Origin of the sequence: Cedecea neteri (assembly GCF_000758325.1) — a bacterium.
Classification (GTDB): Bacteria; Pseudomonadota; Gammaproteobacteria; order Enterobacterales; family Enterobacteriaceae; genus Cedecea; species Cedecea neteri_B.
The window spans coordinates 1,127,463-1,147,014 of the sequence record NZ_CP009459.1 but is presented as its reverse complement, the minus strand read 5'-3'; the positions used below and the strand labels follow the sequence as shown (position 1 = coordinate 1,147,014).

Annotated in this window: 17 protein-coding genes; 9 read left to right on the top strand and 8 right to left on the bottom strand. The window is 54.2% G+C overall.

The window, feature by feature from the left end; genetic code table 11:
* Positions 1-114: 114 nt before the first annotated feature.
* Positions 115-978, top strand: coding sequence for a YicC/YloC family endoribonuclease (locus tag LH86_RS05385; RefSeq protein ID WP_039289143.1), 864 nt, complete (start codon positions 115-117; stop codon positions 976-978).
* A 45-nt stretch (positions 979-1,023) separates the two neighbouring features.
* On the opposite strand, the gene LH86_RS05380 is transcribed toward LH86_RS05385, so the two are convergent.
* Entirely contained in the window at positions 1,024-1,413 is a 390-nt protein-coding gene (locus LH86_RS05380; protein ID WP_039299099.1) for a hypothetical protein, read from the bottom strand.
* 186 nt (positions 1,414-1,599) lie between these two features.
* Between LH86_RS05380 and LH86_RS05375 the strand changes: the two genes are divergently transcribed.
* On the top strand, positions 1,600-2,217 hold the full coding sequence (locus tag LH86_RS05375; protein ID WP_039299095.1) for a trimeric intracellular cation channel family protein: 618 nt from the start codon (positions 1,600-1,602) through the stop codon (positions 2,215-2,217).
* Here LH86_RS05375 and ligB read toward each other — a convergent pair.
* The gene (gene ligB, locus LH86_RS05370) at positions 2,211-3,902 is read right to left on the bottom strand and encodes an NAD-dependent DNA ligase LigB (RefSeq protein WP_039299092.1); all 1,692 of its coding nucleotides are present in this window, start codon (positions 3,900-3,902) and stop codon (positions 2,211-2,213) included. The genes LH86_RS05375 and ligB overlap by 7 nt on opposite strands.
* Positions 3,903-4,157: 255 nt before the next feature.
* Between ligB and gmk the strand changes: the two genes are divergently transcribed.
* Genes gmk through recG form a run of 5 tightly spaced genes read left to right on the top strand, consistent with a single transcriptional unit; the run spans position 4,158 to position 10,029 of the window.
* Entirely contained in the window at positions 4,158-4,781 is a 624-nt protein-coding gene (gene gmk, locus LH86_RS05365) for a guanylate kinase (RefSeq protein WP_039299088.1), read from the top strand.
* A gap of 54 nt (positions 4,782-4,835) precedes the next feature.
* Positions 4,836-5,111 carry a DNA-directed RNA polymerase subunit omega gene (rpoZ, locus tag LH86_RS05360; RefSeq protein ID WP_008457417.1) on the top strand — a complete coding sequence of 92 codons (276 nt, stop codon included), beginning with the start codon at positions 4,836-4,838 and terminating at the stop codon, positions 5,109-5,111.
* An 18-nt stretch (positions 5,112-5,129) separates the two neighbouring features.
* Entirely contained in the window at positions 5,130-7,250 is a 2,121-nt protein-coding gene (spoT, locus tag LH86_RS05355) for a bifunctional GTP diphosphokinase/guanosine-3',5'-bis pyrophosphate 3'-pyrophosphohydrolase (RefSeq protein WP_039299085.1), read from the top strand.
* A gap of 4 nt (positions 7,251-7,254) precedes the next feature.
* Positions 7,255-7,944, top strand: a complete 690-nt coding sequence (trmH, locus tag LH86_RS22710) for a tRNA (guanosine(18)-2'-O)-methyltransferase TrmH (protein ID WP_039299082.1) — start codon at positions 7,255-7,257, stop codon at positions 7,942-7,944.
* 3 nt (positions 7,945-7,947) lie between these two features.
* Positions 7,948-10,029, top strand: coding sequence for an ATP-dependent DNA helicase RecG (gene recG, locus LH86_RS05345; protein WP_039299079.1), 2,082 nt, complete (start codon positions 7,948-7,950; stop codon positions 10,027-10,029).
* Here recG and gltS read toward each other — a convergent pair.
* Positions 10,026-11,228, bottom strand: a complete 1,203-nt coding sequence (gene gltS / locus LH86_RS05340) for a sodium/glutamate symporter (RefSeq protein ID WP_039299078.1) — start codon at positions 11,226-11,228, stop codon at positions 10,026-10,028. The genes recG and gltS overlap by 4 nt on opposite strands.
* A 230-nt stretch (positions 11,229-11,458) precedes the next feature.
* Here gltS and LH86_RS05335 point away from each other — a divergent pair, with 230 nt between their 5' ends.
* Both LH86_RS05335 and LH86_RS05330 read left to right on the top strand, forming a co-directional pair.
* Positions 11,459-12,850 carry a nucleobase:cation symporter-2 family protein gene (locus LH86_RS05335; protein ID WP_039299077.1) on the top strand — a complete coding sequence of 464 codons (1,392 nt, stop codon included), beginning with the start codon at positions 11,459-11,461 and terminating at the stop codon, positions 12,848-12,850.
* A gap of 122 nt (positions 12,851-12,972) precedes the next feature.
* Positions 12,973-14,655 (top strand): AsmA family protein, encoded by a 1,683-nt coding sequence (locus LH86_RS05330; RefSeq protein ID WP_039299076.1) that lies wholly within the window; start codon positions 12,973-12,975, stop codon positions 14,653-14,655.
* Between the two features lie 13 nt (positions 14,656-14,668).
* Here the strand turns inward: LH86_RS05330 and fabY are convergent, their stop codons facing one another.
* From fabY to typA, 5 genes are all read right to left on the bottom strand, one after another.
* The gene (fabY, locus tag LH86_RS05325) at positions 14,669-15,610 is read right to left on the bottom strand and encodes a fatty acid biosynthesis protein FabY (RefSeq protein ID WP_039299073.1); all 942 of its coding nucleotides are present in this window, start codon (positions 15,608-15,610) and stop codon (positions 14,669-14,671) included.
* A 37-nt stretch (positions 15,611-15,647) separates the two neighbouring features.
* Positions 15,648-16,085 carry a D-aminoacyl-tRNA deacylase gene (gene dtd, locus LH86_RS05320; protein ID WP_008457399.1) on the bottom strand — a complete coding sequence of 146 codons (438 nt, stop codon included), beginning with the start codon at positions 16,083-16,085 and terminating at the stop codon, positions 15,648-15,650.
* Positions 16,082-16,954: a virulence factor BrkB family protein gene (locus LH86_RS05315; RefSeq protein WP_039299070.1), complete on the bottom strand. Its 873-nt coding sequence runs from the start codon at positions 16,952-16,954 to the stop codon at positions 16,082-16,084. Before LH86_RS05315 ends, dtd begins: the two co-directional genes overlap by 4 nt.
* The gene (gene yihX, locus LH86_RS05310; RefSeq protein WP_039299067.1) at positions 16,951-17,547 is read right to left on the bottom strand and encodes a glucose-1-phosphatase; all 597 of its coding nucleotides are present in this window, start codon (positions 17,545-17,547) and stop codon (positions 16,951-16,953) included. Before yihX ends, LH86_RS05315 begins: the two co-directional genes overlap by 4 nt.
* A gap of 148 nt (positions 17,548-17,695) precedes the next feature.
* The gene (typA, locus tag LH86_RS05305; RefSeq protein ID WP_039299064.1) at positions 17,696-19,519 is read right to left on the bottom strand and encodes a ribosome-dependent GTPase TypA; all 1,824 of its coding nucleotides are present in this window, start codon (positions 19,517-19,519) and stop codon (positions 17,696-17,698) included.
* Positions 19,520-19,552: the final 33 nt, after the last annotated feature.

Genomic DNA, 19,552 nt, shown 5'->3' with positions numbered 1-19,552 from the left:
CGGCTAAAACGAATGTGGCTGCGCATTATACGGACTTCAGGCGCTTATTCCTATCCTGCAAGTCCCCTGATGGCTATAATCCCCCCATACATTAGCTGAAAACGGGTACGTACTATGATCCGCAGTATGACCGCCTACGCCCGGCGTGAAGTAAAAGGTGAATGGGGCTCCGCCTCCTGGGAATTACGCTCGGTAAACCAGCGCTATCTCGAAACGTATATCCGCATGCCGGAACAGTTCCGTAGTCTTGAGCCCGTTGCTCGTGAGCGCATTCGTAACCGCCTCACCCGTGGCAAAATTGAGTGCAACCTGCGCTTTGAACCAGATGCTCGTGCACAAGGCTCGTTGATTCTCAATGAAAAACTGGCTAAGCAGCTGGTTGAGGCCGCTAACTGGGTCAAAATGCAAAGCGATGAAGGAGAAATCAACCCGGTTGATATTCTTCGCTGGCCAGGCGTGATGGCAGCTCAGGAACAAGATCTTGATGCTATTACCGCTGAAATTCTTTCCGCTCTTGATGGCGCGCTGGACGACTTTATTGTTGCCCGTGAGACAGAAGGCCAGGCCCTGAAAGGGCTGATTGAACAACGCCTGGAAGGCGTCAGTGCCGAAGTGGTTAAAGTCCGAGCTCAAATGCCAGAAGTGGTGAAATGGCAGCGCGAGCGCCTGGTTAACAAGCTGGAAGAGGCCGAAGTTCAGCTTGAAAACAACCGCCTTGAACAAGAATTGGTGCTGATGGCACAGCGCATTGACGTCGCGGAGGAGCTGGATCGCCTGGAAGCTCACGTCAAAGAGACTTACAACATCCTGAAAAAGAAAGAAGCCGTTGGCCGTCGCCTCGACTTTATGATGCAGGAGTTTAACCGCGAGTCGAATACGCTGGCCTCTAAGTCTATCAATGCCGACGTGACCAATTCAGCTATCGAGCTGAAAGTCTTAATCGAGCAGATGCGCGAGCAGATTCAAAACATCGAGTAACATTCCATAAGCCTGCGTTCAGCAGGCTTTTTCTTTTGAACCGTACTACGTATACGCCAACAGTTGCTCCGCAGTGATAAGCCCCATCTTTTCAAGCTGAATAGCTACCGCTCTCGGAGAACGTTCGAACTCATCCCCCAAGGTTTCGATCGCGCCAGTTTGCTCAAAGCGCTCTGCGAGGATCAGTTTCTCTTCTTCGGCCCAGGGAAAGTGAGACTTAGCCGGACGCCCTTCTGCAAGATTACGTTGCTGTCTCTCCTCAGGCGTTAACCTGGACTTTTTCTGTTTTTCCGGGTTCACCGTCAGTTCCTCGGCCAGGGCAAACAGCATTCTTATCGCTTCTGGCTTATTGGCCGTTGATTCGCCGCCAAGCACCTCTCCAGTTTCTGGATTGACGCCATTTGCTAGCGCTTTTAACATCGCCGATATCTTCATTGCCTCTCCTTGAATAATTTAACTAATCCATTAACACTCATAGAAATCAATCAATACCCGCAGACAAAGAACAAATCTTATATTTTGAATAAATAAAACTAATCCTTTTTCATTCAACTTAGAAAATCTCAATCGTGATGCAGTGCACAAAACGCTACCCTTTGCCGGTATTCTGAGGGGACAAACATGCTGCTACACATTCTTTATTTGATTGGTATCACCGCGGAAGCCATGACCGGGGCACTGGCCGCCGGACGTCGCCGGATGGATACGTTTGGCGTCATTATTATCGCCACTGCCACGGCGCTGGGCGGCGGTTCAGTCCGCGATATTCTGCTGGGCCACTACCCCCTCGGCTGGGTAAAACACCCTGAGTACGTAGTGATTGTTGCCATCGCTGCAGTACTCACAACCATCATGGCTCCCGTAATGCCACACCTACGCAAACTCTTTTTGGTGCTGGATGCACTGGGGCTTGTTGTCTTTTCTATCATCGGTGCGCAGGTTGCTTTGGATATGGGCGAAGGCCCAATCATTGCGACCATTGCCGCCGTTGTCACCGGCGTCTTTGGCGGTGTGCTAAGAGATATGTTCTGCAAACGAATTCCCCTCGTGTTCCAGAAAGAACTGTACGCAGGTATCGCCTTTGCTTCAGCCGTGCTGTATATCGCGCTACAGCACTACGTCAGCAGCCATGACGTCGTGGTGATAGCAACCTTATTATTCGGCTTTAGCACTCGGCTACTGGCGCTGCGCCTGCGGCTTGGGCTACCAGTATTCCATTACAAGCACGCCGATCACTGATGACCAAAACCCGGGATGTTATGCTGGCTAAGGAAGGCGGCCAGGGCAACCACCTGTGGATGCTTCATAAAATCGACTAGCTGCCTTGCCCGCTTAGCCCCCACTCCGGGTAAAGCTTGCCATCGGGATTGATCCCAGCCGCCAAGCTGCTGCCAGTGTTTGTCTTTAAGAACGGCATGCGCACTTCGCGGCAGCGGCATCCCTAAGGCCACTACCCAGCGAATAAACGGCTGTTTTCGGGACAACGAAAATTGATGCCATAACAACTCGGCTTTTTTCACCGAAATGCCTGGTAAACCAGACAGCATGGTCTTGTTCAAATCCAGCCATGAGAAAATGTGCTGAAAGCGTGACGTCATATGTAGATAGCGCCAGGTGCTTTGACTAACGCCCGCTAAATCCAGAACTCGCTTTTGGCCCATCCCCGTCAGGCGGGCAATAAATTGCTCTGCGCATTCAGATGAAGCATAAAGGCAAGTTACCGGTGTAAAAGCCACCATTTCCGGTATGGATGTGTCTCGCTGGCTGACGCGCCAGACGACTTCATCCATCCGAGGAATTCCCTGTCCCGCCAGACTTATTTTTACTTTATCACCCGCAACAACATCCCATTCCTGCCAGCGTTTTAGTGAGCCGATATTTACCCGTCGAACACGTTTATCGTCGAGCAGAACCTCTTCCAATTCAAGCACGACGGACACCTTGCCCGTTTGCCCCACGGCAAAATCAACGTTACGAACCACCGCGATTTGCTCAGCCGGCGGATATTTCCACGCTATGGCCCAGTCACCCTGCCCCGGCTGCCAGAATTTAGCCTCGGGTTCACGTTCCTGACGAATTACAATCCCATCCGTGACAAAGGGAAGCGGCTGGCGAAACCACCCCTCACGCAAGCGGGCAATTTCATCAATGTTTGCTACAGGTTGGGACCATAGAGCGGTCAGGGAAAAACCTGCGTCACGCAAAATATTGCTCTTTTCAGCAAGGCTTTCAGGGCCATCAGGCCAGGCCCAGATAAAAATACCCAGTGCGTTAGGATCGCTAACTGCTCCAGTACGAAGCATTTCCCCGGCAACTTTAGCTCTCGCATTCACGCCTCCTGCCAGGCTTTGAATATGGCCCTCCCGTTTCAGGAAAAGCTCGCCTTGCAATACGCTGTTCGCAAGTGGCCCAGATAAATGAAGTGGTATGGAATTAATACCAGCAGTTTTGTGTGTCCAGTCCTCTCCTTTAACACCGTTGCCACGGCTTAGCATCTTCACCAGTCGGCCGTGTTGATAGACCAATGTGATAGCCACCCCATCGACTTTGGGTTGCGCCCATAGGTTCTGTCGGCCTTTAGCCCATAACTCGACGGCACGTTTATCCGGTAACTTTTTTAGCCCCGTATGCGCAACAGGGTGAGACGAGCTCCCTGCCGAGCCCATCCTTGCAGATTCAGCCTCATTTCCCTGTTTAATGCAGCGCCGCCAGGCGGACAGTGTCTCTTTTAAATCATCGTAAACGGCATCACTCACCAGACTCTTTCCCTGCTGGTAATAGGCGTCATCCCAGAGAGATAACTGGTGTGCAAGGCGTTCAATCTCCTTCTGCGTTCTGACTTCAGGCCACGCTGGGCATGATGCTGTTACCGTAGATGAAATCCCCAGTAAAATGGCGAAAATTGCTAACGCTATCCCTTTCATACCACCCCCATTGTTTTCTCAGGGGAGGTATAACCGGGTCCAGCATCAATCACGAGCATGAAAGATCCCGTACACGAGGCGGGTCCCTAAAAACTAACCTCGTTGCATCGCGAGTGACAAAAAAGCGGAAAACATCACGTAAAACACGAGAAAAAACGTGTCGGACAATGACAAAACCTACGTACTGAGGCAGCGGTGTGTATAATATGCCGGTAGACGCTCTTCCCTTTATGCATACCGATTAAGTTAGAACTCATGGCTCAAGGCACGCTTTATATTGTTTCCGCTCCAAGTGGCGCGGGTAAATCCAGCCTCATCCAGGCTTTGTTAAAGACACAACCACTGTATGACACCCAGGTTTCCATCTCGCACACCACTCGCGGTGTACGCCCAGGTGAAAATCACGGGGAACATTACTTCTTTGTCAGCAAAGACGAATTCCAGCAGATGATCGCTGAAGACGCTTTCCTTGAGCATGCGGAAGTGTTTGGCAACTATTACGGTACGTCACGCCAGGCGATCGAAAATGTCCTGGCAACGGGCGTGGATGTATTTTTGGATATTGACTGGCAGGGCGCAGAGCAGATTCGTCAGAAAATGCCGCAATCCCGCAGCATCTTTATTCTGCCGCCGTCAAAAGACGAACTGGATCGCCGCCTGCGTGGTCGCGGCCAGGACAGTGAAGAGGTGATTGCAAAACGTATGGCGCAAGCCGTTGCGGAAATGAGTCACTATGCGGAGTATGATTACCTTATCGTTAATGATGACTTCGATACTGCCCTGTCTGATTTAAAGATAATCATTCGTGCCGAGCGTCTACGAATGGGTCGCCAAAAGATGCGGCATGACGCTTTAATCAGCAAACTATTGGCAGACTGACACCAGTTTCAGTATCATGCCCAGTCATTTCTTCACCTGTGGAGCATTTTAATTATGGCACGCGTAACCGTTCAGGACGCTGTAGAGAAAATTGGTAACCGTTTTGACCTGGTACTTGTGGCCGCGCGTCGCGCTCGTCAGATGCAGGTTGGCGGTAAAGATCCGCTGGTACCGGAAGAAAACGATAAAACGACCGTTATCGCACTGCGTGAAATCGAAGAAGGGTTGATCACCAACCAGATTCTCGATGTTCGTGAGCGCCAGGAACAGCAAGAGCAGGAAGCCGCAGAACTGCAGGCCGTAACTGCTATTGCTGAAGGTCGTCGTTAATTAGCCTGCGGGTAGCCCTTGTATCTGTTTGAAAGCCTGAATCAGCTGATTCAAAACTATCTGCCAGAGGAGCAAATTAAGCGCCTCCGGCAGGCATACCTTGTCGCACGTGATGCTCACGAGGGACAAACACGTTCAAGCGGTGAACCCTATATCACCCATCCCGTCGCCGTTGCCTGTATCCTGGCCGAGATGAAACTCGACCATGAAACGCTAATGGCAGCGCTTCTGCATGATGTGATTGAAGACACCCCGGCCACCTACCAGGATATGGAACAACTGTTTGGCAAAAGCGTTGCCGAACTGGTGGAAGGGGTTTCTAAGCTAGATAAACTGAAGTTCCGCGATAAGAAAGAGGCTCAGGCCGAAAACTTCCGCAAAATGATCATGGCGATGGTGCAGGATATCCGCGTCATTTTGATCAAGCTTGCTGACCGTACGCATAATATGCGCACGCTTGGATCATTGCGCCCGGATAAACGTCGCCGTATTGCCCGTGAAACCCTCGAAATTTACAGCCCACTCGCTCACCGCCTCGGTATTCATCACCTGAAAACCGAACTGGAAGAGCTTGGCTTTGAAGCGCTTTATCCGAACCGCTACCGCGTCATTAAAGAAGTGGTAAAAGCGGCTCGAGGTAACCGCAAAGAGATGATTCAAAAAATCCTCTCTGAGATCGACGGGCGTCTTCAGGAAGCAGGCATTGCCTGCCGCGTGAGCGGTCGCGAAAAGCACCTTTACTCCATTTACTGCAAGATGACGCTCAAAGAGCAGCGTTTCCATTCAATCATGGATATCTACGCGTTCCGCGTCATTGTCCACGACATGGATACCTGCTACCGCGTCCTCGGGCAGATGCACAGCCTCTATAAACCTCGTCCAGGTCGGGTGAAAGACTACATCGCCATTCCGAAAGCGAACGGCTATCAGTCTCTGCACACCTCAATGATTGGGCCGCACGGCGTCCCGGTTGAAGTGCAAATCCGTACTGAAGATATGGATCAGATGGCGGAAATGGGGGTTGCTGCGCACTGGGCTTATAAAGAGCAAGGTGAAAGCAGCACAACGGCACAAATCCGCGCTCAGCGCTGGATGCAAAGCCTGTTAGAGCTGCAGCAAAGTGCCGGTAGCTCATTTGAATTTATCGAGAGCGTAAAATCCGATCTGTTCCCGGATGAGATTTACGTTTTCACCCCGGAAGGGCGCATTGTAGAACTGCCTGCAGGCGCAACGCCGGTGGACTTCGCCTACGCGGTACATACCGATATCGGTCACGCCTGCGTGGGCGCCCGTGTTGATCGTCAGCCTTATCCGCTTTCACAGTCGCTGACCAGCGGGCAAACTATCGAAATCATTACCGCACCGGGTGCGCGTCCAAACGCCGCATGGCTTAATTTTGTCGTCAGCTCCAAAGCACGCGCCAAAATTCGCCAAATGCTGAAAAACCTGAAGCGTGATGATTCCGTGAGCTTAGGGCGTCGCCTGCTCAACCATGCGCTCGGTGGCAGCCGTAAACTGGCTGAAATTCCAGCCGAAAATCTCCAGCGTGAACTGGACCGTATGAAGCTTGCATCGCTTGACGACCTGCTGGCCGAAATTGGCCTCGGGAACGCAATGAGCGTCGTCGTGGCGAAAAACCTGCAAGGGGAATCACCAGTTGCTGCTCAGCCAGGCACGGTGCCTGCAACAAACCACAGCAACTTGCCAATCAAAGGTGCAGACGGCGTTCTGATTACCTTCGCCAAGTGCTGCCGCCCGATTCCGGGAGATCCTATCGTCGCTCACGTCAGCCCGGGTAAAGGGCTGGTTATCCACCATGAGTCTTGCCGAAATATTCGTGGCTACCAGAAAGAGCCCGAAAAATTCATGGCCGTGGAGTGGGATAAAGAGACCGAGCAGGAGTTTATCACCGAGATCAAGGTGGATATGTTTAACCACCAGGGTGCACTGGCGAACCTGACCGCGGCAATCAACACTGCGGGCTCGAACATCCAGAGCCTCAATACCGAAGAAAAAGACGGCCGCGTATACAGCGCCTTCATTCGCCTGACAGCCCGGGATCGCGTCCATCTGGCGAACATCATGCGCAAGATCCGCGTGATGCCAGATGTGATTAAAGTGACCCGCAACAGAAACTAGAGTTATGAATCCTCAACGTTATGCGCGTATTTGCGAGATGCTCGCCAGACGCCAGCCGGACCTGACCGTTTGTATGGAGCAGGTGCACAAGCCCCATAACGTCTCCGCTATTATCCGCACCGCCGACGCCGTGGGCGTGCATGAAGTGCACGCCGTTTGGCCGGGAAGCCGTATGCGCACGATGGCGTCTTCTGCCGCAGGAAGTAATTCCTGGGTTGAAGTTAAAACGCATAAAACTATCGGCGAAGCCGTCGGTCAGCTCAAAAGCAACGGCATGCAAATTCTGGCCACTCATCTTTCCGATAAAGCCGTCGACTTCCGTGAGATAGACTACACGCGCCCCACCTGCATTCTGATGGGCCAGGAAAAAACCGGCATTACCGAAGAGGCGCTCGCGCTTGCCGACCAGGACATCATTATTCCTATGATCGGTATGGTGCAATCCCTGAACGTGTCCGTTGCCTCAGCGCTGATCCTGTACGAAGCCCAGCGCCAGCGCCAAAACGCAGGCATGTATCAGCGTGAAAACAGTACGTTACCGGAAGCTGAGCAACAGAGACTGCTGTTTGAAGGTGGCTATCCTGTGCTGGCGAACGTTTCCCGCCGGAAAGGCTTACCGTACCCACATGTGAATCAGCAGGGTGAGATAGAAGCTGATGCCGCATGGTGGGCCACGATGCAGTCGGCGAAATAAGCCATGAAAGGCCGCCTGCTGGATGCCATCCCGCTAAGCACGCTTGCCGGAGTGGGCGCCAGCCAGAGCGGCAAGCTGGCCAAAATCGGCCTGCATACAATCCAGGATCTGCTGCTGCACCTGCCGCTTCGCTACGAAGACCGGACCCATCTTTACCCCATTAACGACCTTCAGCCGGGCCTGTACGCCACAGTAGAAGGCGAAGTGCTGAACAGCAATATCACCTTCGGCGGCCGCCGGATGATGACCTGCCAGATTAGCGACGGCACCGGCATTCTCACGATGCGTTTCTTCAATTTCAACGCCGCGATGAAAAACAGCCTTTCCGCCGGCAAGCGCGTGCTCGCTTACGGTGAAGCCAAACGCGGCAAATACGGTGCCGAGATGTTCCACCCTGAATACCGCATTCAGGGCGATCTCAGCACGCCGGATCTGCAGGAAACGCTCACGCCGGTTTACCCAACGACCGAGGGCATCCGCCAGGCTACGCTACGTAAGTTGACCGATCAGGCACTCGAGCTGCTGAATACCTGCGCAATTACCGAACTTCTGCCCGCCGAACTGAGTCAGGGCATGATGAGCCTGCCGGAAGCATTACGCACCTTGCACAGACCGCCGCCTGACATGAAACTGGCCGATCTGGAAACCGGTAAACATCCCGCGCAGCAAAGACTGATCCTTGAAGAACTGCTTGCCCATAATCTGAGTATGCTGGCGCTACGAGCCGGGGCACAACGCTACCATGCTCTGCCTCTGGTGAACCACGACGAGCTAAAAAACCAGTTGCTTGCTGCCCTTCCCTTTAAGCCTACCGGGGCTCAGGAACGGGTGGTTGCAGAAATAGAGCGCGATATGGCGCTGGACGTGCCCATGATGCGTCTGGTGCAGGGCGATGTAGGCTCCGGTAAAACACTGGTTGCCGCACTGGCAGCCCTTCGTGCCATCGCACACGGCAAGCAGGTTGGCCTGATGGCCCCCACCGAGTTGCTTGCGGAACAGCACGCGAATAACTTCCGTCAGTGGTTTGAACCATTAGGAATCGAGGTAGGCTGGCTGGCCGGGAAGCAAAAAGGCAAAGCCCGAATTGCGCAACAGGAAGCCATCGCCAGCGGCCAGGTTTCGATGGTGGTCGGCACTCACGCTATTTTCCAGGAACAGGTTCAGTTTGCCGGGCTGGCGCTGGTTATCATTGATGAGCAGCACCGTTTTGGCGTGCACCAACGCCTGGCGCTGTGGGAAAAAGGTCAGATTCAGGGCTTCCATCCTCATCAGCTGATCATGACCGCAACGCCGATTCCCCGCACGCTGGCGATGACCGCCTACGCCGACCTCGATACGTCAGTCATCGATGAACTGCCGCCGGGACGAACGCCTGTCACTACCGTGGCAATAGCGGACACCCGCCGCAGCGAGATAATCGAGCGAGTACGCAACGCCTGCCGCGACGAAAAACGCCAGGCATATTGGGTTTGTACGCTGATTGAAGAGTCTGAATTGCTGGAAGCCCAGGCTGCGGAAGTGACCTGGGAAGAGCTAAAAACCGCCCTCCCGGAACTTAACGTTGGTCTGGTACACGGGCGCATGAAGCCGCAGGAAAAACAGGCAGTAATGCAGGCCTTCAAGCAGGGCGAACTGCATCTTCTGGTCGCCACCACGGTGATTGAAGTCGGTGTGGATGTCCCCAACGCCAGCCTGATGATCATCGAAAACCCTGAGCGTTTAGGGCTTGCGCAACTCCACCAGCTGCGCGGCCGCGTAGGTCGTGGGGCGGTAGCCTCTCACTGCGTGCTGTTGTATAAATCCCCGCTATCCAAAACGGCACAGCTTCGCCTGCAGGTGCTGAGAGACAGCAACGATGGTTTTGTGATTGCGCAAAAAGACCTGGAGATCCGCGGGCCTGGCGAGCTGCTTGGGACTCGCCAGACGGGTAACGCAGAATTCAAGGTGGCCGATCTGCTGCGGGACCAGGGGATGATTCCGCAGGTTCAGCGCCTGGCGCGCCATATTCACGAACGCTATCCTGAACAGGCGAAGGCGCTGATCGAACGCTGGATGCCGGAAACCGAACGCTACTCCAACGCTTAAGCAAACAGCGGCAGCATCAGGAACAGCTTGATCACCACCGCATTCACGATGTCGATAAAGAACGCCCCCACCATCGGCACCACCAAAAACGCCATATGGGACGGGCCAAATCGCTCGGTAATCGCCTGCATATTAGCAATCGCCGTCGGCGTGGCGCCCATGCCAAACCCACAGTGGCCGGCGGCCAGCACGGCGGCATCGTAGTTTTTGCCCATTAAACGCCAGGTGACAAAAATGGCGTACAGCGCCATAAACAGCGTTTGTACGGCCAGAATAGCCAGCATCGGTAACGCCAGAGAGGCCAACTCCCAAAGTTTCAGGCTCATTAACGCCATCGCCAGGAACAGTGACAGACAAACGTTGCCCAACACGGAAACCGCCCGTTCGAAGACCCGATAGAAGCCCACGGCGGCAAGTAAATTACTGAGAATCACACCAATAAACAGTACGCAGACAAACGTCGGCAGCTCAAAAGGTGTGCCCTGCAATAATCCAGCAACGACGCGCCCCACTGTCAGGCAGATAGCAATCAACGCGATGGTTTCAATCATCACCAAAGAGGTAATGACTCGCCCGATGTCTGGCTTTTCAAACGCGCCGGGGATCTCGTTGTCTTCCGGCGCGCCATTCGGCGTAGACGAATGTTTAACCAGGTAGCGGGCAACCGGGCCACCAATTAAACCACCCAGCACGAGGCCAAAAGTCGCACAGGCCATAGCGACTTCCGTCGCATTCTGGAAACCATAGCGTTCGGTAAAGAGTTTGCCCCAGGCGGCACCGGTACCGTGCCCGCCGGACAACGTTATCGAACCTGCCAGCAGCCCCATCAGCGGATCGAGCCCCAACATGCTGGCCATACCGATGCCAATGGCGTTCTGCATAACCAGTAACCCAACGACGATAAACAGGAAAATTCCCACCACTTTCCCGCCCTTGCGCAAACTGGCGATATTGGCATTCAGGCCGATGGTGGCGAAGAAAGCGAGCATCAGAGGATCTTTGAGGCTCATATCAAACTCAATTTCCCAACCCATGCTTTTTTTCAGGACAAGCAGGGCGATTGCCACCAGCAGCCCACCGGCCACGGGTTCAGGAATAGTGTATTTTTTGAGAAAAGGGACCGAGTGGACCATTTTACGCCCCAGAAGCAGCACTAACGTGGCGGCCACCAGGGTAGAAAGGGTATCAAGATGAAACATTGCAGTGCTCCTTTTATTGCGCATCGATCGGTCGCGCGCTTAATTATCCTTCGCTGTTATTTCCTTCAGGGATGAAATCAGCCGGCACATTTTAACCAAAAAATGCGCCTTCGTTATAACTAATGCTCAATTTATGATATTTCGCTCTTATCACCTCAGGCTAGCAATCGTTTGCTTTTACCGTTCAGTCCGTTAAAATCAGCGCTTTTCCAGCCATGAGATCGTCACTGATGTCCGTGAATGTCGTAGAGTCAGACAATGCGCAACCGGTTGCGCAGACTCATCCGAGCGAATTAATTTATCGCCTTGAAGACCGCCCGCCGCTGCCACAAACCCTTTTTGCCGCCTGCCAACACCTGCTGGCGATGTTTGTGGCTGTGATTACCCCGGCATTGTTAATTTGCCAGGCGTTGGGGTTACCGGCATCGGACACACAGCACATAATCAGCATGTCTTTGTTTGCCTCTGGCGTGGCCTCAATTATTCAAATCAAAGCCTGGGGGCCGGTAGGTTCTGGTTTGCTGTCGATTCAGGGCACCAGCTTTAACTTTGTCTCTCCGCTGATTATGGGCGGCATGGCGCTGAAAAATGGCGGTGCGGACGTGCCGACTATGATGGCGGCACTCTTTGGCACGCTGATGCTTGCCAGCTGCACGGAAATGCTGATTTCACGCGTGCTGCATCTTGCTCGCCGTATTATTACCCCTCTGGTTTCCGGCGTGGTGGTGATGATTATCGGCCTGTCCCTGATTCAGGTTGGGCTGACCTCTATCGGCGGTGGCTATGGCGCCATGGCAGATCACACGTTTGGCGCACCGAAAAATCTGCTGCTGGCAGGCGCAGTTCTACTGGTCATTATCCTGCTGAACCGCCAGCGCAATCCTTATCTGCGTGTAGCGTCCCTGGTTATCGCGATGGCCGTGGGCTACCTGCTCGCCTGGGCGCTGGATATGCTACCCGCCACAACCCAGGCCGCTAACACCGACCTCATCATGGTTCCTACGCCGCTGTATTACGGACTTGGCATCGACTGGAGCCTGCTGATTCCGCTGATGCTGGTATTTATGGTGACCTCGCTGGAAACCATCGGCGACATCACAGCGACCTCCGACGTATCAGAGCAGCCGGTTTCCGGCCCGCTGTACATGAAGCGCCTGAAAGGCGGCGTACTGGCCAATGGTCTGAATTCCTGCGTTTCTGCCGTGTTCAATACTTTCCCTAACTCCTGCTTTGGCCAGAACAACGGGGTTATTCAATTGACCGGCGTTGCCAGCCGCTATGTGGGCTTTGTCGTCGCGCTGATGCTGATCGTGCTTGGTCTGTTCCCGGCAGTCAGCGGCTTCGTGCAGCATATCCCTGAGCCCGTTCTCGGCGGCGCAACGATTGTGATGTTCGGCACCATTGCCGCTTCCGGGGTGCGTATTGTCTCCCGCGAACCGCTGAATCGCCGTGCGATTATGATCATCGCCCTGTCGCTCGCCGTTGGCCTTGGCGTATCCCAGCAGCCGCTGATCCTTCAGTTCGCGCCTGACTGGCTGAAAACCCTGCTCTCTTCAGGCATTGCTGCCGGTGGGATCACTGCCATCGTGCTGAACCTGATTTTCCCGCCAGAAAAAGAATAATCCTTTCACGCGCCGGCAATGATTTTTTGCCGGCGCGAAATCTCCTTTGACAATCCCCTCCTTGAGCTAAAGCGGTAAATCGGGCATAACACCCTTAGCGAAACTGAAAGGGGTGGAAGGCAATGAAATTCCTCGGAAAGCTGGTTCTTATTCTGCTGGGCCTTGTCATACTGGCGCTGGTTGCCTTTTACATCCTGCTGCAAACCCGCTGGGGCGCGGGACAAATCAGCAGTTGGGTGAATGAAAAGACGAACTACCACCTCTCTTTCAACGAGATGGCGCATGACTGGTCTTCGCCCACCCACCTGGTCTTCCATAACGTCACTTTTGGCCGCGCGGGCCAGCCAGCAACGCTGGTCGCGAAGAACGTGGATATTGGTCTGAGTACGCGACAGTTTTCTCAGCCTCTCTATGTCGACACTATTTTGCTGCAGCAAGGGACGTTGAATCTCAGTGCAAACGCAGTTCCACTCCCACTCAAGGCAGATAAACTGCAATTGCAGGATATGGCAATTAACAGCCCGGATAGCGAGTGGAATCTCAGCGCCCAGCGCGTTGAAGGTGGTGTTTCTCCCTGGCAGCCTCAGGCAGGGAAAGTGCTTGGGAATAAAGCCACTATTGCCTTCAGCGCGGGCTCACTGACGCTCAATGGCGTCAACGCCAGCAATGTCCTGCTACAAGGGACGCTGGATAATGAACAAGTCACGCTGACCACTATCGGGGCGGATGTTGCCCGCGGTTCATTAACGGGAAGCGCTCACCGCAATAGCGACGGCTCGTGGCAGGTGGGCAGCCTGCGCCTCAACGATATTCGTCTGCAAACGGCAAAATCACTCACCGATTTTCTTGCGCCAGTCACATCTGTTCCCTCGTTAACTATCGATCGCCTTGAAATAACCGATGCGCGACTGGAAGGGAAAGAGTGGGCGGTAAGCGACCTTGCCCTTAGCCTGCGGAATCTGACGCTGGCGAACGGGGGATGGCAAAGCGATGACGGCCAGTTGTCGATGAACGCCAGCGAATTCATTAACGGTTCTCTGCATTTGCAGGATCCGATCGTGAACGTCGATTTTGCCCCGGCAGGTGCCACGCTCCGGCAATTTAGTTCGCGCTGGGAGGGCGGCCTGGTTCGTGCTTCCGGGCAATGGTTGCGCGACGGCAATCAAGCGGTGATGGATGAAGTGGTCGTAGGCGGGCTGGAATACACGCTCCCGTCCAACTGGAAAGCCCTGTGGATGGAGAAATTGCCTGACTGGCTGAACAGCGTTACCGTGAAAAAGTTCTCCGCTAACCGTAATCTGATTATCGATATCGACCCGAACTGGCCATTCCAGCTCACCGGGCTGGATGGCACCGCAACGAATATCCAGCTGGCACGAGATCACCAGTGGGGGATTTGGTCCGGCAATGCCTCGTTTAATGCCGCAGCAGCCACCTTTAACCGGGTTGACGTGCGGCGCCCGTCGCTGTCGTTAACGGCAAACCAGAGCCAGGTCGCGATTACGGAGCTAAGTGCCTTCGCGGGTGAAGGCTTACTGGAAGCCACGGCAAACGTAAGCCAGACGCCTCAGCGAGCGGTGAGCGTTAGTCTGAAGGGCCAGAGCGTGCCGGTGAATGTGTTACACGCCTGGGGCTGGCCTGCTCTGCCGCTGGAGGGGAACGGAAATCTGCAGCTTTCGGCGACTGGTCAGATGGCCGCTGGCACCGCGCTGAAGCCCACCGTAAATGGCACCTTGCAGGCCACCAGCACCAGCGGGCAACAGATTCAGCAGACTATGCGCCACGGAGATGTGCCCGCCGCGTAGTCTGCATCCTGACCTATTCCTCTTCGTTTCCGCCCTCTTCCAGAGGGCCGAACGGCTTAGCAGGCAACACCAGATAGACGCCTTCAAACACCGCGCCGGGCGTGTCATTGCCGTAGAGTTCGACTTCAAGCGCTACGCGAGCTTTGCGGCCCCGGGCCAGCCTGTCCAGATCGCCACTCAGCGACCCCAGGTCAGCCGTGGCCCCCGGTTTTCCGGTGATCGGTTTGCTATAACGGATATGGGCATCGGCCAGAATAATCGTCCCGCCGAGATGGCGCTCACGCAGCATCAGCCAGATTAGCCCCCAGCCGGTTAACGTGGCCAGCGAGAACAAACTCCCCGCGAAAAGCGTATGGTGCGGGTTTTGATTTCCCGTTTCCGGCATCGTGGTAATGAATTTTTGCCCGGTATACTGCTGAATACGCACGCCCATTTTCTCGCTCAGCGGAATATGTTCGTACCAGGCCTGCTGAAGCTGCCCGCACCAGTCGCCCCGGTGAAGGATATCGTCAAGCGTAGCCACAGGCTTGATCATCAGGAAATGGCGTACCGGCGTGGTTTGCGGAGTAGTGATTTCCCCCTGATTCACAAAGCCAAGCTTGGCAAAAAACGGGACTGCATCTTCACGTGCGCTACAGGTCACGCGCTTAACGCCTTCCTGGCGCGCCACGGACTCCAGCGCCATCGCCACCAGCGTCCCTAAGCCTTTATCCTGAACCGACGGATGCACCGCCATAAAGCGAATCGCGGCTTCGTTATCGGCATTGATATAGAGGCGGCCCACGGCAACAGTATTCCCCTCTTCATCGACTACCATCTGGTGATGCGCCATGGCATCCCAGGCATCGCGCTCTGAACCTTTTGGCTGGTGAAGCGGTTTGCGCAACATTTCCCAGCGGAACTGATAATAACGTTCTAGTTCTTCTTCTGTTTGTGGCACACGAAGGTGATACATACATTGTTCTCTCGTTGCGCGAGCCGGATGGCGAGGCTTACACCTGCAGCCAGAACGTCACCGGCCCGTCATTAATTAGCGAAACCTGCATATCGGCGGCGAATCGCCCGGTTGGGGCGTCGATACCTTGTTGTTTGCAGCGCTCGACAAAATATTCATAAAGGGCTTCGGCCTGCTGTGGCGCTGCGCCACCGGAGAAGCTCGGACGCATCCCGCGTTCCGTGTCAGCCGCCAGCGTAAATTGAGACACCACCAGCAGGCTGCCACCCGCTTGCTGAACGTTCAGGTTCATCTTGCCCTGCTCGTCGCTGAAAATTCGATACCCTAATACACGCTCGCACAGGCGATTGGCTTTCTGTTCGTTATCTTCTTTTTCGACACCCAGCAACACCAAAAGTCCGGGACCAATTTCACCCGTCACTTCACCCTCCACGGTGACGCTGGCACGGGTTACGCGCTGAATTAATGCAATCATTGTTCTTCCAGTTCTTCCTGCTCTGCAGCCTGTCTCAATTTACGGTAGTCGCCCAACGAAGCGGTAATTTCCGCCCCCAGCAACACGATACACCAGGTCCAGTAGACCCAGACAAATAATATGGGGATCACCGCCAGCACGCCGTAAATCAGCTGGTAAGAAGGGAACATGGTGATATAGAGGGCAAAACCCTTCTTGCCCAACTCAAACAGTAACGCGGCAACCAGCGAGCCTATCATCGCATCCTTTGCCCGCACGCTGGTTGTCGGCACCAGGCTGTAAAGCAGCCAGAACGCAAGCCAGGAAAGCAGCAGAGGGAAAATACGCAGCACTTCATCAAGCATGCTGTTGAGTTCTGAGGCCCAGCGTAGAGAAAGGAGGTACGAGCTTATCGCCAGGCTGGCCCCGGCCAGCAGCGGGCCAAGCGTCAGGATCATCCAGTAAATGGCAAAGGAGTACACTTTCGGCCGCACGCGCTTACTGCGCCAGATGGTGTTCAGCGCGCTGTCTACCGCATACATCAGCAGCAGCGAGGTGACGATAAGCCCAATGGCCCCCACCGCCGTCATCCTGTTGGAGTTCGCAACAAACTGTTCAATGTAGCGCTGAATTACGTCACCGGTGGCGGGCATAAAATTGGCAAAGATGAAGTGACGCAGCTGAACGCTGATATCGGCAAACATCGGGAAGGCGGCAAACAGCGCAAAAACAACCGCTACCAGCGGCACCAGAGACAGCAATGACACATAGGCAAGGTTACCTGCCAGGGTCGTCATATTGTCCTGGTCGATACGCTGCCACAGCAGTTTGCCCCAGGCCCAAAGCGGCCTGAGGCGATGCACAGTTTTACGGGGCACGCTTTTGATCATCCCTGTTTAGCAAACCAGTCCGGGATAGTCTGCTTGTCGATCACCTGAATGCTCGTGATGCCCAACGCTCGTGCACCATGAATATTGTCGGCATTATCATCGAAGAATACGGCCTGATCGGCAGAGAAGCCTTCTTCCTGCAGCACCTTGAGGTAGATTTCCGCGTCCGGCTTGCGCATCCCCATTTCCTGGGAGAGGTAGATTTTGTCAGCCGACTGCGCCACTTCCGGGTATTCATCAGGCCAGAAACCGGTATGCAGGCGGTTGGTGTTGGAAAGGACCACCACGCGATGTCCCTGCTCGCGAAGCTTCTGCATGACGCCAATGGTCTCTTTGCGCAAGCCAATGAAAATCGCCTGCCAGCCCGCGGCAAACTGCTCGTAGCTGAGCGCTACGTCCATTTCATGGCATAAACGTTCGGCAAAGACTTCGTCCGTTATCTGCCCACGTTCATGCTGATGGAAGGTTTCTCCCATCGCGAAACTTTTCTGCAGGTTGGCTAACGGCACCCGGCTGTAATCGCTCCAGACACCGAGCACGCGATTAAAGTCGATATCAACGATGACGTTACCTAAATCAAAGATATACAGCATGCGCACCTCCTTTCCGACATGGAGAAATAACTGTAGCGGGAAAGGCTGACTTTGACTATCAGAGGAAGGCGAGGTTGCGCATTCTAAGGCAGAAATAAAAAAGCCCCGCCTTTACAGGCAGGGCTTCAGCAGACTGCAGAAAAGAAACTTAAGCTTCTTTGCTACCACGACCCGCACGTTTACGGTCGTTTTCAGTCAGGTGGCGCTTACGGATACGCACGGACAGCGGAGTCACTTCTACCAGTTCGTCATCATCGATGAACTCCAGAGCTTGCTCCAGGGTCATTTTCTGCGCAGGAACCAGGGTGGTCGCTTCGTCAGTACCGGAAGCACGCATGTTGGTCAGCTTCTTACCGGTCAGGCAGTTTACGGTCAGGTCGTTAGAACGACTGTGAATACCGATGATCTGGCCTTCGTAAACTTCAGCCCCGTGGCCCAGGAACAACTTGCCGCGATCCTGCAGACCGAACAGCGCAAACGCAACCGCTTTACCCTGACCGTTAGAGATCAGTACGCCGTTCTGGCGCTGGCCCACTTCGCCCTGACGGATATCGTCATAGTGGCTGAAGGTGGAGTACAGCAGACCGGTACCGGAGGTCATGGTCATGAATTCGTTACGGAAGCCGATCAGACCACGGCTTGGGATAACGTAGTCAAGACGCACGCGGCCTTTGCCGTCTGGATTCATGTTTTTCAGGTCGCCTTTACGCTCACCGAGCGCCTGCATCACGGCACCCTGATGCTGCTCTTCAACGTCCAGAGTCACGTTCTCGAACGGCTCTTGTTTACGGCCGTCGATTTCGCGGAAGATAACTTTCGGACGGGATACCGCCAGCTCGAAACCTTCACGACGCATGTTTTCGATAAGAACAGACAGGTGCAGTTCACCACGACCGGAAACGCGGAATGCGTCCGCATCTTCGGTTTCTTCAACGCGCAGCGCAACGTTGTGAACCAGCTCTTTGTTCAGACGATCCAGAATCTGACGAGAGGTCACGAACTTACCTTCTTTACCGCAGAACGGAGAGGTGTTGACGTTGAAGAACATGGAAACGGTTGGTTCATCTACGGACAGCGCTGGCAGCGCTTCAACATTTTGTGGATCGCAAATGGTGTCGGAGATGTTCAGTTCGCCCAGGCCGGTGATAGCGATGATGTCGCCAGCTTCAGCTTCGGTAGACTCGATACGCTCCAGACCCAGGTGAGTCAGTACTTTACCGACTTTACCGTTACGGGTTTTCCCTTCGCTATCAATGATAGTGATCTGCTGGTTTGGCTTCACTTTACCGCGTTTGATGCGGCCGATGCCGATTACGCCAACGTAGTTGTTGTAGTCCAGCTGGGAAATTTGCATCTGCAGTGGACCATCGAGGTCAACGCTTGGTGCCGGTACGCGATCAACGATAGCCTGGTACAGCGGGGTCATGTCTTCCGCCATATCAGTGTGATCCATACCCGCGATGCCGTTCAGTGCGGATGCATAGATGATTGGGAAGTCGAGCTGTTCGTCGGTCGCATCAAGGTTAACGAACAGGTCAAAGACCTGATCCACAACCCAGTCAGGACGCGCGCCAGGGCGGTCAACTTTGTTGATAACCACGATCGGCTTCAAACCATGGGCAAACGCCTTCTTGGTTACGAAGCGCGTCTGCGGCATTGGGCCATCCATTGCGTCAACCACCAGCAGAACGGAGTCAACCATTGACATTACGCGCTCAACTTCACCACCGAAGTCGGCGTGTCCTGGGGTATCAACGATGTTGATACGGTAGTCATTCCATTTGATAGCGGTGTTTTTAGCGAGGATGGTAATCCCACGCTCTTTCTCCAGGTCATTGGAGTCCATCACGCGTTCAGTAGTTTCAGCACGCTCACTGAAGGTACCAGACTGCTGCAGCAGCTTATCAACCAGGGTAGTTTTACCGTGGTCAACGTGCGCGATGATGGCGATATTACGCAGATTTTCGATCACAACTTTGCCTCAGGCATTAGAAATAGCGCGTTA

Excerpts from the sequence above, each read along its gene's own strand:
- LH86_RS05385 (WP_039289143.1), top strand. The coding sequence starts at position 115 with ATGATCCGCAGTATGACCGCCTACGCCCGGCGTGAAGTAAAAGGTGAA.
- LH86_RS05380 (WP_039299099.1), bottom strand. The coding sequence starts at position 1,413 with ATGAAGATATCGGCGATGTTAAAAGCGCTAGCAAATGGCGTCAATCCA.
- LH86_RS05375 (WP_039299095.1), top strand. The coding sequence starts at position 1,600 with ATGCTGCTACACATTCTTTATTTGATTGGTATCACCGCGGAAGCCATG.
- ligB (WP_039299092.1), bottom strand. The coding sequence starts at position 3,902 with ATGAAAGGGATAGCGTTAGCAATTTTCGCCATTTTACTGGGGATTTCA.
- gmk (WP_039299088.1), top strand. The coding sequence starts at position 4,158 with ATGGCTCAAGGCACGCTTTATATTGTTTCCGCTCCAAGTGGCGCGGGT.
- rpoZ (WP_008457417.1), top strand. The coding sequence starts at position 4,836 with ATGGCACGCGTAACCGTTCAGGACGCTGTAGAGAAAATTGGTAACCGT.
- trmH (WP_039299082.1), top strand. The coding sequence starts at position 7,255 with ATGAATCCTCAACGTTATGCGCGTATTTGCGAGATGCTCGCCAGACGC.
- recG (WP_039299079.1), top strand. The coding sequence starts at position 7,948 with ATGAAAGGCCGCCTGCTGGATGCCATCCCGCTAAGCACGCTTGCCGGA.
- gltS (WP_039299078.1), bottom strand. The coding sequence starts at position 11,228 with ATGTTTCATCTTGATACCCTTTCTACCCTGGTGGCCGCCACGTTAGTG.
- LH86_RS05335 (WP_039299077.1), top strand. The coding sequence starts at position 11,459 with ATGTCCGTGAATGTCGTAGAGTCAGACAATGCGCAACCGGTTGCGCAG.
- LH86_RS05330 (WP_039299076.1), top strand. The coding sequence starts at position 12,973 with ATGAAATTCCTCGGAAAGCTGGTTCTTATTCTGCTGGGCCTTGTCATA.
- fabY (WP_039299073.1), bottom strand. The coding sequence starts at position 15,610 with ATGTATCACCTTCGTGTGCCACAAACAGAAGAAGAACTAGAACGTTAT.
- dtd (WP_008457399.1), bottom strand. The coding sequence starts at position 16,085 with ATGATTGCATTAATTCAGCGCGTAACCCGTGCCAGCGTCACCGTGGAG.
- LH86_RS05315 (WP_039299070.1), bottom strand. The coding sequence starts at position 16,954 with ATGATCAAAAGCGTGCCCCGTAAAACTGTGCATCGCCTCAGGCCGCTT.
- yihX (WP_039299067.1), bottom strand. The coding sequence starts at position 17,547 with ATGCTGTATATCTTTGATTTAGGTAACGTCATCGTTGATATCGACTTT.